Genomic DNA, 14,249 nt, shown 5'->3' with positions numbered 1-14,249 from the left:
TCCGGCACCTCGTTAAGATGATCTTTGCGCCGCCCGCGCGCGAAAAAGCTCCTCGTAAAGCTCGGCCGTCCGGCTCACGTACTTCTCCCGCGTAAACTCTCGAAGGAATACGGCCCTTCCGGCCGTTCCCATCGCCTTGTAGTCTGCGGAGAACAACTGCTCCAGCGCTTCTTTCAACGCTTCGCCGCTTTCCGGAACCGTCAGCAATCCCGTGCCTTGTCTGACCATTTCCGGGATACCGCCGACGTCGGTCGCCACGACCGGAAGACCGCTGCTCATCGCTTCCAGAATGACAGTTGGAAAAATATCATAGACGGACGGAACGACAAGTGCATCACATTGCGCCAGCAACGACGGAACATCACGCCGCAGACCGAGCATGAACACCTGCCCTTCGAGTCCTGCATCCCGGATCGAGCGTGCCAGCTTCTCCTTGTAAGGCGCTTCGTGCGCGAAAGCAACGTCGCCTACGATGACAAACTTGATTTCCGGGCTTTCTTCCTTCAGCAAGGCGGCCGCTTCGATTAAATATTCCAGCCCTTTCATCGGGGACAACCGGGCGACCGTAATCGCCAGACGATCGTCCGGGGCAAGGCCGAGCTCGCGGCCTAAGTCGAAGCCGATCGGCCTCAAGTCGCCGCCCTCCGATTGATCCGCGATGCCGTTATATATTTTCGTCAGCTTCGCGGACTCTCCGCTAAACCAGCGAAACATGATTTTGCTGCGCTCGCACAGCACGATCACTTTGTCGTTAAACAGGTGATTCAGATACGCGACGAACTTATAGGCGACTAGCGGCTTGCGCGGCAACTCATGGACGGTTTGGACCGTCGGAATGCCGAGCGCCTTGCCGATAATGTTCGCGCCGATCGCTTCCATCTTATGCGAGTGGATGAGGTCGATTCGATGCTCCTTCGCCAATCGGCGGATATGTCGCAGCGACTGAGCCAGCTTGTACAAGTTGCGGAAATAGTAGCCCGCATCCGTCGGCTTGCCGAATACGGCGAGCGGACCGTACAACACCGTTGCTCCAAGCGTCTCGTACTTGGACGCGTACGGCGTCGGTTCCGTCAGCAGAACGAATGAACGGTAACGCTTGCGGTCGAGCCCTTCGATCAATTGGAGAAGCACCGAATCCACGCCGCCGACTTGGCTCGCGTACGGTTGAACGAACAATAGGTTTTTCATTGTGCTCCGCCTTTCGCGTGGTCTATCCGAATAACGCCCAGCTGACGGGCGTTCCCGCTTTGGCATCGACGGCTACTTTGCGGCCGACAATCTGTTCCATATACTTCGGCGGCAATCCGTACCCGGGGCGGATAATGCGGACGTTGTCCTCGGTGAGCGTCTCCCCGGGAGACACGTCCCGGCTAATATATAAGGAACGTCTGAACTTCAGCGAACCGATCTCCTTGCGGCTTAGACCGTATTGTACGCCCCCAAGCGCTTCCCATGCCGTCTTGGTCTCCGAGACAAGCATCGCCATCTCGCGCGGCTCCAAGGAGAACGCCGCGTCCACGCCGCCTTCCGCCCGGGAAATCGTAAAGTGTTTCTCGATAACCGTCGCTCCCAGCGCGACGCCGGCAACCGCCGCCCCGATGCCGGGCGTATGGTCGGATAAGCCAGCCTCGCAGCCGAACATTTGCTTCAGATGCGGAATCGTGCGCAAGTGGCTGTCCGCCGGCGAGGCAGGATACGTGCTCGTGCATTTCAGCAGCACGATCTGATCGCATCCGGCCTCCTTGGCCGTCCGGACGAGTTCTTCGATCTCGCCGATCGACGCCATTCCCGTCGACACGATTAGCGGTTTGCCTGTACGGGCGACATGCCGGATAAGCGGAAGATCGTTGTTCTCGAAAGAAGCGATTTTGTAAAACGGCGTGTCCAGTTGTTCCAGAAAATCGACGGCTTTCGGATGAAACGGCGTGCTGAACGGAATGATTCCGCGTTCGCGGCATCTGTCATAGATCGGTTGATGCCATTCCCATGGCGTGTGGGCTTCCTCGTACAGATTGAACAGCGAGCGGCCTTGCCATAAGCTATCCGGGTCCTGAATGAAGAAATCCCCCGTGTCCAGGTCGAGCGTCATCAGATCTGCCGTATACGTCTGCAGCTTCAAGGCGTGCGCGCCCGCCGCAGCTGCCGCGTCCACGATCTCGAGCGCCTTCTTGAGCGACTGGTTGTGATTGCCGGACATCTCCGCGATGATAAACGGAGGATGATTGTCCCCGATAGGAATACCGCCTAATCGAATTTCCTTCATTCGATCGTTCAACCTCTCTTCGCGACTTTAATTTCGTACGTACAGCCATCCAAGTCGAAAAAACAAGGATAACGATCGTTGTCCGCCACCCGCATTAGCCGGAATTGCTCGCGGATCGAACGGTCGGGATCAAGTTTGCTGTCCGAGGGCGTTCTACGACGGTAATAGCTGCTCTCCCCGAGCTGCATCTCGGCTCCGGAGACGACGCCTGGATATTCGTCCAAGAAGCGATTGCACAGCTTAATCGTTGTCATCGCGAGCGCGGTGCGCATCTCATCGATCAGTTCGGTACCGTTGAACGCGATTCTCTCCCGCAAATAAATCGGTCCGTCGTCTACCCGCTCTGCGGCTTCGAAGAGGACGACAGGGATGTCGTTGTCCCCTTCGAGAATGCGCCATGTGAGCGGCGACCACCCTTTGCCTTTCGGTAAATCACTGGCGTGGACGACTAGATTGTGCGTGTTCTTCGCTAACAAATCCTGCGGCACGATCTGCTCGCACCCGAGAAAAAAAGCGATATCCCCGTCGGTCAGGTCGGCAACGTCATGCGTCCATACAACTTCTTTCGCGAATTTCTTGAGCGAGGGCAACCACGCAGCGACATAGTCGTTAACCCAATTTCTCCTGTCGGACACGACCGTAATTTGATTCAGCATGTCAACAACTCCTTCATTATGCGATCTGCGCCAATACCGTCCACGAGAGCCATGCCGGCTTCTGACATTTTCCTCGTGCCTTCCTTGTCTTCCAATCTGGCGATTAAGGCGTCGGCGATACGTTCCTCGTCAACATTCCCGTTCGCGCCCAGCAAGCCGATCACTCCCAATTTCGCAGCATGTACCGATAACTCGACTTGGTTATCCGCAGTCGTGACGACTAGCGCGGGAAGTCCGACGCAGCACCTCTCCCATGTCGTCGTACCGCCGGACCCGATCGCCAGATCCGACATCGCCATCAATTCCGCCACGTTCTCCGCGTGTGCGAAATAACGGACATCGGGCAACCCGGCGCATAACTCGCGGATCGACTCGGCATGAGGATTGATGCGGCCCGCGAGCACGCTAACAGGAAGTTGCTTGCCCGTCCTTTCGCGCACCCGGACGATCGCTCGCAGTGTCTTCGTTGCCTCATTGGTCAAATCCGCACCTCCGAAAGACACGAGAAGGCGATCAACCTTTCCCGTGCGATACACTTTTTCTTTCGTCCGGGCAAAATCAGGGCGCAGCAGCGCATAACTCGGACCGAGCAGTGTCACGCACTCCCCGTTCACCAAATTTTCGTACCGACTCTTCGCATCGGCGTAAGGATTCTGATCGAGCAACCAATCGCATTCATGAGCCCGGTCGGCTAAGTCGTCGATCGCCATCAGCTTGCCGACCTCCGTCCGAATTCTCGTCTCGTATTCGGACGCCAGCCCGTAATGATCGACGACGAACCGGTCGACCGACTGATCGGATTGCCGAATGGCGCCCAGCGTATAGTCCGAGTCTTCTTCCCAAGACCCTGTCGCGGAACGAAACGAGTGGACGGCGAAACCTTTTTCCCGGATATACGCAATCAAGTCGCCTGGCCGTTCCTGACATACGAACGATAGATTAGCGTTTCCCTTCAATCTGTCCGCCAGCGTTAAACATCGCATCACATGTCCGGTTCCAATGTCGGAGCCCGCGTCCGCCCGAATCCATACGTTCATGCTGGGTAGACCGCCTCTTCCTCGAGACACTCGCCGACTACCTGTTTAACTGCGCGGATCACGTCAGAGACGTCATCGTCCGACATTGCAGGAAACAACGGCAAAGTCAGGAAACTTTCGAATGCCGCCTCCGCGACAGGACATAGGCCCGTGCGGTAGCCGAGCTTCTCGTAATAGGGGTGCAAGTACACGGGAATATAATGGACATTAACGCCGATATTCTCCGACTGCAGCCTTTCGAAAATCTCATCTCTCGAAGCTTTCAGTCGATCGAGAGACAGCTTTACGACGTACAAATGCCAACTTGATGTGCCGCGCGGATCTTGGTAGGGGATGGTCAACGCCTCCCAATTCGCGAAGGCATCGTTGTAGGCATTGGCAATTTCGATTCTCCGTGCCACGAAACGATCCAGCTTGTCGAGTTGACTGGAAGCGAGCACTGCCGCAATGTCCGTCAGACGATAATTAAAGCCAAGCGATTGCATCTCGTAGTACCACTTCCCGCGCCATCTTCTTTCCATCGCTTCGGCTTCGCGAACGATGCCGTGGTTGCGGAAAGCGAGCAGTTTGTTGTAGAGCGCCTCGCTGTTCGTCGCGATAACGCCGCCTTCTCCAGATGTGATGTGCTTGACCGGATGAAGGCTGAACATCGTCATATGACTGATCGAACCTACAGACCTTCCTTCGTAATCCGCTCCAAGCGCGTGTGCTGCGTCTTCGATAACGGTGATGCCATGTTTCTCCGCCAGCGTCATGATGGCGTCGAGATCGGCCGGTTGCCCGGCAAAATCGACGGGAATGATCGCTTTCGTTCGTTCGGTAATCAGTCGTTCGACTTGTACGGGGTCGATATTGTATGTTCGCGGATCGATGTCGGCGAATACCGGCACTCCGCCATGGTACAACACACAGTTCGCGCTGGCGGCGAACGTCATCGGTGATGTGATCGCTTCGTCCCCTTCCCCAATGCCCGCCGCGTCGCATGCAGCGTGCAACGCCGCCGTCCCGTTCGCGAAAGCGACGGCGTACTTGGCTCCGACCCGATCGGCGAACTTCGCTTCGAATGAAGCGATCGCCGGTCCGGTCGTCAGAAACTCGCCGCGCAGTACAGCCGTTACCGCTTCAATATCGGCATCGTCGATCCATTGCCGACCGTAAGGCAAGTAAGTTTCTCTCACCGGGTTGCGGGCATTAACGGCCATGCGTATTCCCCCAAATACTGAGATATTTCGGAATCTGTCAGCCAGTGAGTATTCGTATGACTGCTATAGCTGAATCTCTCGTGAAGCGGACGACCGCCGTAGTGGTCGGCCTCATGGTCGTCCAGCCAGAGTGGATATTCCGGCTTAATAATGAAATAATCGTCAAACTCGACTGTCTTGCGGGCATCGTCCTCGGTAATCATCGCTTCGTGAAGCTTCTCGCCGGGACGGATGCCGACGTAGTCCAGATCGCATTCCGGCGCGATGACCCGAGCGAGATCGACGATTTTCACGCTTGGAATTTTCGGCACGAAAATTTCTCCGCCTTTCATCCTGCCCAAGCAATCTTGCACGAACTGGACGCCTTGATCGAGCGTAATCCAGAATCGCGTCATTCGCTCGTCCGTGATCGGCAACCTGCCGGTCGAGCGGATTTTATGGAAAAACGGAATGACGCTGCCCCTGCTGCCGACAACGTTGCCGTACCGGACGACGGCAAACCTGGTCGGACAGTCTCCAACGTATGAATTCGCGGCGACGAACAGCTTGTCCGAAGCGAGCTTCGTCGCCCCGTACAGGTTGATCGGATTGGCGGCCTTGTCCGTGCTAAGAGCGATGACTCGCTTCACACCGCGGTTGATCGCTGCATCGATGACGTTCTGCGCGCCGAGTATGTTCGTCCGAACCGCCTCGAACGGATTGTACTCGCATGCGGTCACGTGCTTCAGCGCTGCCGTGTGGACGACGATGTCGACGCCATCGAACGCGCGGTTTAACCTTTCCGAATCGCGAACGTCCCCGATAAAAAATCTCATGCGCGGGTCCGTGAATTCCTGGCTCATCTCGTATTGCTTCAATTCGTCTCTGCTAAGCACGATTACTTTCTTGACGTCGAGCTCAAGCATTTTGCGTACGAATTTTTTGCCGAACGATCCCGTTCCCCCGGTTACCAACACGACTTTTCCGTTGAAGTCCACGTCAGACCTTCCTTTCTTCCGATACAAATTGTCTTATGAAATCCATATTATGTTACAGTTCGTATCATGTCAAGCATAAAAATGTAAGCTTTTGTCTGTTTTTCCTATCGGATTTTAAACAGCGGCTCCAGCGGTTTGCACAATAACCGGTTCTCCAACGTTCCTTCACGAATCGCCGCAGCGATAATCGAGAACGTATCGTCATAAGCAGACAGCAATTGCTCCACGTTAGCGTTCGTATGGGCATAGCTTATGTTGTGGGACCCGACCGTCAAAATCCCCCTGGCGAGCATCTCCTGCAAATATAACGTTTTCAGATCCCAGGAATTGTAGCCGCCTGCATCTTTGAATCCGGTAAGCGACCATACCGGGCTGCCAGCCAGCGATACCGCTCCCTCGAGCCTATACTTGCCGATCAAGGACGCAATGCCTTCCATCGCTTTCGTTCCCTGTTCATATAACGTGGCGATAACCGGCTCTCTTTCCATCTTGCTTATCGTCGCCAGAGCGGCCGCCAAGGAAAGCGTCTCTCCACCGAACGTAAACGAGAAAAAGATGCGCTCCATCTCCTTCATCAATTCCCGCTTGCCGACAATGGCGGAAATCGGGTACCCGTTCGCCATGCCTTTGCCGAACGTTGCCAAGTCGGGCGTAACCCCGAACAACGTCTGCGCTCCCCCGAGATGATATCGAAAACCGGTAATCGTCTCGTCAAGCACGAACAATGCTCCGTGTTTGCGAGTGAGCCGTTCGATGGCGGCCAGGAATCCCGGTTCCGGCGGCGTCGCGCTCATCGGCTCCAGAATCACGGCGGCAAACTCGCCGGGATACGCGTCGAACAAGGTTTCCAGCGTCTCCGGACGATTATAGGCGAACGAATGCGTAAGCTCCCGAACAGCTTCCGGCACGCCGGCGTGCCTAGCCGTCGAACCGATGTACCAGTCCTGCCACCCGTGATAACCGCATACGGCTACGCGTTCCCGCCCCGTATAGGCGCGAGCGAGCCGAATCGCCCCGGCAGTCGCATCGGAGCCATTTTTGCCGAATCGAACCATCTCCGCACACGGGATCAGTTCCGTCAACTTCTCCGCCACTAGCCCTTCGAGTCGATGAGGAAGGCTGAACGATACGCCATTCGCCATCTGTCTGGAGACAGCCTCATCTACGTCAGGGTCCAAGTATCCGAGCGAGACCGCCCCCAAGCTGTTTACAAAATCCACGTATTCGTTGCCGTCTACATCCCACACGCGGCTCCCCTTGCCCCTTTCGATGAAATAAGGAGAAACGCCGAGCGGGTATTGGGTCATGCTTTTGCTGAATGTCTGGCTGCCGAGGGGGATCGTGCGTAAAGCTCTGGCCAGCTCGATTTCTGAATTTTCGTAACGGGTGGACATAAAAACACCTGCTTTCAGCTTATTTTCCATAACGCCGGATTGAGCAGCCCCGGTTCGGTCGCGGCGAATGCCGTATAATCCAACCGCGGCTTCGACCGCACTGCCCATGCGATCAATTGACTTAGCTGCGCGCCGTCGTTCACGCCACAGACGTAAGCGTCGATGAGTCTGCACTGCTCCGCAAACGAGACCGCCGCTTCCATCGGTCCGATCCCTTCTCGGTCCAACGTGTCTCTCAGCTCCGACAGTTTCGGCATGTATGGCGCGAAATAGGCTGGCATCTGATTAGGCTCCATGCCGATCAGCCCTTGAAGAAACACGGATCTGGCGTGAATCTCGATCCCTTGCTCCTTGCAGCGGTCGAGAAAACCGTTCGCTATAAGCCGTTGGTCCAGCAGATTGACGGGCACCTGGACGAGATCGAGCGGATACTTGGCGATCATCTCGAATACCGAGTCTTCCGGGTAGACGGACACGCCGACTTTGGCGACGTACCCCATTCTTTTGCACTTCTCGAGCCCGCGCATGATCGTTTCCCCGTATGGAGACAACAGTTCTGCCGGGCGATGTAGCAGAAAACCGTACACGTTCGACTGTCCGAGCCTTCTTAAAGATTGCTCGAGCCTGCGAACGACTTCGTCCGCATCGAGCGATGCGCCATTCGGGGGAATCAGACTGTCGGTTTTCGTCACGATCCGGAAAGGATGGCTTTTCCGCAGCAATCGTCCCAGCACTCGCTCGCTCTCGCCATACAGCGCCGCCGTATCGAGCACCTGCACGCCTGCGGCGGCTGCGACATCCAAAATATAGGCCGCCTCATCCGGCATCGTCTGACCCGTCCGGTTCGACACCCCATATGGCATGCCGAACTGCACCGTACCTAATCCTAGCTTCATAGCCCGCTCCCTCCAGTAGGCTGCATCGAACCTGCGTTGCGGACGATGCCTTCGTTAATCTGCGACAGGCGGGGTTCGTTCTCTGCGACATGCAGCCAGCTCTCCAAACCGGCGAGCCGGGGATCGATGCCTAGCGCCTTGGCGGACGCGACAAAAGCGTGCAAAAATGCAAAATCCCGCTCTTCGTCCAATGTCCAGCGATATCCGGAATAATCGATGTCGGAAGCGATGTTCACTTGCGGAAACCATTCCGGATTAGCGCGCAAATAAGGCGTCACATGCTCCCTATCGAAAGCCGACCTCGCCTCTTGCCACATCCGGCTTAGCGCCGCGAACGTCATCGCTTCCGCGTCGAGTCCGTCCGGGAAAGTAGGGGGAGCGAAGTTAGAGACATACGCCAATGCCGGGCTTTCCTTGAGCGTCCGCACGACGGTATCAACGACTTCCGGGTCGATCAAAGGGCAATCGCCGGTTATTCGGACGACAATATCCGCTCTTTCAACTGAAGCCGCTTGAAAATAACGATCCAATACATCGCTTTCGTCTCCGCGATAACAAGGAATGCCAATCCTCTTTAACTCTTCCGCTAACGGGTCGTCTTTCTCCGAACGACTTGTCGCCACGACGATCCGATCAATCGTTTCGCAATTTTTCAGCCTCTCGCAAATGAGCTCTACTATAGAAAGGCCGTCCAGGCGCCGCAGTACTTTGCCGGGCAGTCGGGTGGAGCCCATGCGCGCTTGAACGATCGCTACGGTGTTCATCCCGTTCCTCCTTTATTCGTTGTGAACTGCCGAAATACGGGATTGACTGACTTTCAGTTGTAGTATAAAGTAAAACCATCGTAGATACAATATGTAACATTAACATTCCAAAACGTATACAAACGGAGGTTATTATGGACGATTCCCTTCTTCGCAAACAACGGATGAAACAGCTTATCGAGCCTTACTACCGGCTCAACCGGGTCACCGTATCCGACGATACGTCGCTGTTCGCCGAAGCGTTGGCCGCTTCATTAAAAGTGGATCTGCTCTCCTTCCCTTCCGGAACCCCGTGCCTGACTTGGACGATTCCCGACAAATGGATCGTGCGCCAAGCTTACATTGAAAAGGCAGACGGAGAGCGAATCGCGGATTTCGCCTGGAACCCCCTCTATTTGAATTCATACTCCGCTCCGTTTGAAGGGGTGTTGTCCCGCAAGGAGCTGCTCGAGCACGTAAACGTTCACCCGGAATTCGAAGATCGGCTCATTTACTTGAATCGTTGGCAATATCACAAGAAACATACGAAGTGGGCGTTCAGTCTGCCCCGTTCGATCGTCGACGCCCTTCCCGACACCGATTACCGAGTCGTTGTCGATACCGCCTTCGAGCCCGGCCGCATGGACGTCATCGACTGGATCATTCCCGGAGACAGCCCGGAAACGGTGCTGTTCGCGGCCCACACGTGTCACCCTGCGCAAGTGAACGACGGCATCGCCTGCATTGCCGTATTGGTCGAATTGTTCCGCTACCTCGAGACGTTGCCGCGCAGGCAATATACATACCGCCTCGTGCTGGGGCCGGAATATTACGCGGCTGCGGCTATTCTCCAGCACGGGCGGAACATCAAAGATTTGCGCTGGGGCTTCTACCTCGACATGGTTGCCAACCCGCTTCCGCTCGGCTTTTCCCGCTCTTTCCATGGGAATAGCTACGCGGATCGCATCACGAGAGAAGTGCTGCCCCGATACGGTTCCGGCAAGCTGGACGCCCCGTACCGAAGCTTGTACGGCAACGACGAGATGTTCTACGACGGTCCGGGCTTCGATATTCCGACCGTCTGTCTGGCACGTCACCCTTACGAGCATTACCATACGGATCTGGACGATCTGGCGCATTGCGACTTCGACAAGCTCGACGAAACGTACCGGGCGCTCGAAGAAATCGTCGGCATTCTCGAAACGGATGCCGTTCCGACCCGCTTGTTCGCCGGCCCGCTGTATTTGACCGATTACGATCTCTACATCGATCCGAAGCTCGATCAGCGCGGGTACACCGCTTTGCAAGAAATCCAGATTCTGATGGACGGACAGCGGAGTTGTCTCGATATCGCCGAAACGATCGGCATCAGCTTCGTCTTCGTGCGCACATTTGTCGAGGAGTTACGCAAGCATGGGCTCGCAACCTTGCGGCCGCTGGCTCATCCGTCGGAGCGGTCGTCGGCTAAGGCCGCGATTCCTAGTTATGAGGAGGCTTATCTATGAGAAGTTATCGCAATCATCTCTCGCATACTAACGCGCCCGAAGCCGGTCGTATCGATCGTAAGCCAACGCTGAGGTCGTCGGCGATTTTCCCGGTATTTCAAAGCGAAGGGCTGAGTACTCGGATTTGTTTTCTAGGTTACTGGATGGTCAAAAGAGGCATTTCCGAAATTCATTCCGTCTTGACGCTCCGTTCGGACAAAGGCCGGATCATCCGAAGATCCTCCGCGATTATCAGGGAGCCCAAAGCCTATCGTATCGAGTTGGAGGACCTACTGTCCTCGGGGGACGGGAACGAGGGCGTCACTACGCCTGTCGAGTTCGCAGGCAGTCTGGAAATCGAGTTTTTCTCTTCGAGAGACCTCGTGTACGCTTATCCTGCCGTCGTCGTTAACTACTATGGCCCCTCTTTCGGCAGCGTCGTGCACACCGCCCAGCGCGTATACAATGACGCCGAAGACCGCAACGCCAACCGCGAGGCGGCCGTCGCGGAAGCCGGGTTTAACGTGTACGCGGACGGCGACCGAGAACCGTTCTTCTCGTTCGTCAACGGCTTCGAGCCTGTCAAGGGCGGAAGCATTCGGATGAGATTCCACAACGACAAAAACGAAGTGCTCGATCACGATATTACCGTCCCTTTTCTAGCCCCATACGAAACGACCACCATATACCCGGATCGCCATCTCGACCTGCAAGGCTTCCTGAACGGCAAGCCCGGGACGGCCAGAATCGCTTTCGACGTGGACTGGGTGTTCCCGCGCATTATCGCAGGCAATATTCAACATTCGAAGCAAGCCGTCAGCGTTACCCATACTTACTACGACTGCTCCTCTCGTACTGGGCAAGACGATTACTGGAACGATCCCGAGGAAGGCTGGCACCCGGCCAGCATGCTGATTCCGGTATCGCTAGAGGCCGAACGCTTCACTCGCGTCAACTTCTATCCGATCTATTCGCCATCTCGGCTCGAGATCGACATTGAACTGTACGACGAACATGGCCGTCTGCTCGGGAGAAAACCCGCCGCCCATCAGGTATCCCCGACGGACAACCGGCTGCAGACACTTGATCTGGGCGGCATTTGCAGCGAACTTGGCGTCGATTCAAGCCGGCCGCTCGGCGCGAACTTGATCGCGAGACCCGTTCAGGGCAGCCGTTTGCCGACAAGGCTGAAAGTCGGACTTGATTACGGGCTCAACGAGCAGTCGCTTCCGTGCAATATTTGCAAAAGCATGGACGTCTACAACCCGATGCTCGAAAACAAAATGAGCAGCTTCCACTGGGCGCCGGTTATCGCCGACCAGGCGGACGGTATCGTATGGATACTGAACAGCGGGCCTCGCATTCCGTATGAACGGCACGCTTCAATTACGCTTTCCTTCTACAGGGAGAAGGACACGGCGACGATCGTCCGGAATTACGTGTTGCCGCCGAACGGTTTCCTGCAATGGAGATTAAGCGAAGACGAGACGCTCATGGACTTCTTCGGCGGCACGATCGGGTGGTACGTCTGCATGTCAGACAATCCCCATGTCAAAACCTACTATTTATGCGAAAGCGTCTCCGGCATCGTCGGCGGCGATCATGATTTCTAAACAGAGGAGAATCAACGCATGTTAATGGACTTGTTCGATCGGTTGTTTCCGATCAATCGCAGTATTACAGGCAACGGAGTCAGGGAATCGCTTCGCATTCTCGGCGAGAGCGTACCGATAGAGCTTCGGGAATACAAGACGGGAACGCCGTGTTTCGATTGGGAGGTACCCAAAGAGTGGAACGTGCGCACCGCGTACGTCAAAGATAGTCATGGACGCAAGCTGATTGATTTCGCCGACAATAATTTGCATCTGATGGGGTATAGCGTGCCGTTCCAAGGCATCGTTTCCCGCGAAGAGTTGATGGCGCATCTTCACACGCGCCCCGACCTGCCGAATGCGATTCCGTATATGATGTCTTACTACAAGGAAAATTGGGGGTTCTGCATCGAGCATGACCGGCTCGGAGAATTCACCGACGACAGCTATGAAGTGTATATCGACGCCGATCTGGAAGACGGCTTCATGACGATCGGGGAAGGCTATTTGCCTGGCGCTACGGAAGAGGAAATTTTGCTCTCGACGTACGTCTGCCACCCGTCCATGGCGATCAACGAGCTGTCCGGACCGCTCGTGCAAACCGCCGTGTACCGTTACTTGGCACAGCGGGGAGGGCTTAAATACAGCTATCGATTCCTCTATGTGCCGGAGACGATCGGGGCATTGCTTTACTTGAGCCAGCATGGTGAACGGATGAAATCAAAAGTCGCTGCCGGATACGTCGTCACCTGTACAGGGCACGGAGAAAGCTTCACGTACAAAAAGAGCAAAAGAGGCGATACGCTCGCGGACAAAGCAGCCATCCACGTGCTGAAGCAATCGGGCAAACCTTACGAGATTGTCGAGTGGAACCCCTTTGGCAGCGACGAACGACAATATTGCAGCGAAGGTTTTCGGTTGCCTGTCGGCAGTCTGATGCGGACGATGTACGATAAATATCCGGAATACCATACATCGCTGGACAATCGGACTCTCATCTCCGAGGAGGCGCTGCAAGAAACCGTGCAGATGTACATCGACATCATCGAGACGCTCGAAGCGAATGAAACGTACACCTGCCTCCACATCTACGGGGAACCGAAGTTGGACAAGCGTGGATTGTACCCGTATACCGGAGGCAACCGCACGGAGGAACAGAAACGCCGAATCGCCGCCATTACCAATTTGATCGCCTTCAGCGACGGGAAGCGGGATTTGATTGATATCGCCGAGAAACTTGGAGTTGTCGGCAGTACACTTCACGAGCCCGCGCTAGCTTTGGAACAATGTGGCCTGCTCCGCAAAATCGATCGCTTCAGCTTCGATCTGGCCGTCTCTCAGATCGGCTAGTTTCTCCTCGCTAAAGCCTCCGGTCAGCGAACTGGAGGCTTTTGCGCACTAATTCCTTTCCGCACGCGACTCCGAGCCCCGAGGTACTCGCTCTCAGAGACTGTCAATTAATTTAAAACCAACGACTTAAAATGAGCAACGGCCTTCAGCGAGACTCTCCCGAGAGCGAGATGTTCGATTTTTTCGAGCAACGGCCAGCAACGTGCCTCTTCTGAGAGTGAGGTGTTCGACTTTTTCGAGCAACAGCCTGCCGCGAACCTCTTCCGAGTACGAGATGTTCGACTTTTTCGAGCAACTGCCTGCCGCGAGCCTCTTCCGAGTACAAGATGTTCGACTTTTTCGAGCAACTGCCTGCCGCGAGCCTCTTCCGAGGGCGAGATGTTCGACTTTTTCGAGCAACTGCCTGCCGTGAGCCTCTTCCGAGGGCGAGATGTTCGACTTTTTCGAGCAACTGCCTGCAGAGAGCTTCACCCGAGAGTGAGTTATTCGACTTTTGAGACTGCCGATTAATTCTGAGCGTCTTCCTCTAAGGTCGATTTTTGTGTGGGGGATTTAAAATGTCTTACCAAAACAATTAATCGACAGTCACTCTCGTACACTCCCCGCACGGGCCTCCCAGCAACGAGCGCGCCAAAACACAAAAAAGCCGCCGAGC

The 14,249-nt window shown here is 55.5% G+C and carries 12 protein-coding genes; 3 read left to right on the top strand and 9 right to left on the bottom strand.

Annotated features, from left to right (window positions below; genetic code table 11):
• Positions 1-12: 12 nt before the first annotated feature.
• From ACFPOF_RS19915 to ACFPOF_RS19875, 9 genes are all read right to left on the bottom strand, one after another.
• Positions 13-1,188, bottom strand: a complete 1,176-nt coding sequence (locus ACFPOF_RS19915; protein WP_378135824.1) for a glycosyltransferase family 4 protein — start codon at positions 1,186-1,188, stop codon at positions 13-15.
• Positions 1,189-1,210: 22 nt separating this feature from the next.
• Positions 1,211-2,263, bottom strand: coding sequence for a pseudaminic acid synthase (pseI, locus tag ACFPOF_RS19910; RefSeq protein WP_378135822.1), 1,053 nt, complete (start codon positions 2,261-2,263; stop codon positions 1,211-1,213).
• A gap of 8 nt (positions 2,264-2,271) precedes the next feature.
• Entirely contained in the window at positions 2,272-2,919 is a 648-nt protein-coding gene (locus ACFPOF_RS19905; protein WP_378135820.1) for a formyltransferase family protein, read from the bottom strand.
• A complete protein-coding gene (pseG, locus tag ACFPOF_RS19900) occupies positions 2,913-3,956 on the bottom strand; it encodes a UDP-2,4-diacetamido-2,4,6-trideoxy-beta-L-altropyranose hydrolase (protein WP_378135818.1) in 1,044 nt (347 codons plus the stop codon). Before pseG ends, ACFPOF_RS19905 begins: the two co-directional genes overlap by 7 nt.
• Positions 3,953-5,158, bottom strand: a complete 1,206-nt coding sequence (gene pseC, locus ACFPOF_RS19895) for a UDP-4-amino-4,6-dideoxy-N-acetyl-beta-L-altrosamine transaminase (protein ID WP_378135816.1) — start codon at positions 5,156-5,158, stop codon at positions 3,953-3,955. Before pseC ends, pseG begins: the two co-directional genes overlap by 4 nt.
• A complete protein-coding gene (gene pseB / locus ACFPOF_RS19890) occupies positions 5,131-6,135 on the bottom strand; it encodes a UDP-N-acetylglucosamine 4,6-dehydratase (inverting) (protein ID WP_378135814.1) in 1,005 nt (334 codons plus the stop codon). Before pseB ends, pseC begins: the two co-directional genes overlap by 28 nt.
• 104 nt (positions 6,136-6,239) lie before the next feature.
• Complete coding sequence (locus tag ACFPOF_RS19885; protein ID WP_378135812.1) at positions 6,240-7,529, bottom strand: aminotransferase class III-fold pyridoxal phosphate-dependent enzyme; 1,290 nt, start codon at positions 7,527-7,529, stop codon at positions 6,240-6,242.
• Between the two features lie 14 nt (positions 7,530-7,543).
• The gene (locus ACFPOF_RS19880) at positions 7,544-8,425 is read right to left on the bottom strand and encodes an aldo/keto reductase (protein WP_378135810.1); all 882 of its coding nucleotides are present in this window, start codon (positions 8,423-8,425) and stop codon (positions 7,544-7,546) included.
• Positions 8,422-9,189, bottom strand: a complete 768-nt coding sequence (locus ACFPOF_RS19875) for a cytidylyltransferase domain-containing protein (RefSeq protein ID WP_378135808.1) — start codon at positions 9,187-9,189, stop codon at positions 8,422-8,424. The genes ACFPOF_RS19880 and ACFPOF_RS19875 overlap by 4 nt, the downstream gene beginning before the upstream one ends.
• Positions 9,190-9,323: 134 nt before the next feature.
• Here ACFPOF_RS19875 and ACFPOF_RS19870 point away from each other — a divergent pair, with 134 nt between their 5' ends.
• Genes ACFPOF_RS19870 through ACFPOF_RS19860 form a run of 3 tightly spaced genes read left to right on the top strand, consistent with a single transcriptional unit; the run spans position 9,324 to position 13,594 of the window.
• Positions 9,324-10,673 (top strand): DUF4910 domain-containing protein, encoded by a 1,350-nt coding sequence (locus ACFPOF_RS19870; protein WP_378135806.1) that lies wholly within the window; start codon positions 9,324-9,326, stop codon positions 10,671-10,673.
• Positions 10,670-12,265 (top strand): hypothetical protein, encoded by a 1,596-nt coding sequence (locus ACFPOF_RS19865; RefSeq protein ID WP_378135804.1) that lies wholly within the window; start codon positions 10,670-10,672, stop codon positions 12,263-12,265. The genes ACFPOF_RS19870 and ACFPOF_RS19865 overlap by 4 nt, the downstream gene beginning before the upstream one ends.
• An 18-nt stretch (positions 12,266-12,283) precedes the next feature.
• Positions 12,284-13,594 carry a DUF4910 domain-containing protein gene (locus tag ACFPOF_RS19860; RefSeq protein ID WP_378135802.1) on the top strand — a complete coding sequence of 437 codons (1,311 nt, stop codon included), beginning with the start codon at positions 12,284-12,286 and terminating at the stop codon, positions 13,592-13,594.
• The last annotated feature ends 655 nt before the right edge of the window (positions 13,595-14,249 follow it).

Source organism: Cohnella soli (assembly GCF_042655525.1).
In the GTDB taxonomy this organism is placed as follows: Bacteria; Bacillota; Bacilli; order Paenibacillales; family Paenibacillaceae; genus Cohnella; species Cohnella soli.
Note: the sequence above shows the minus strand (reverse complement) of the source record. Positions and strands in the feature narration are given on the sequence as shown.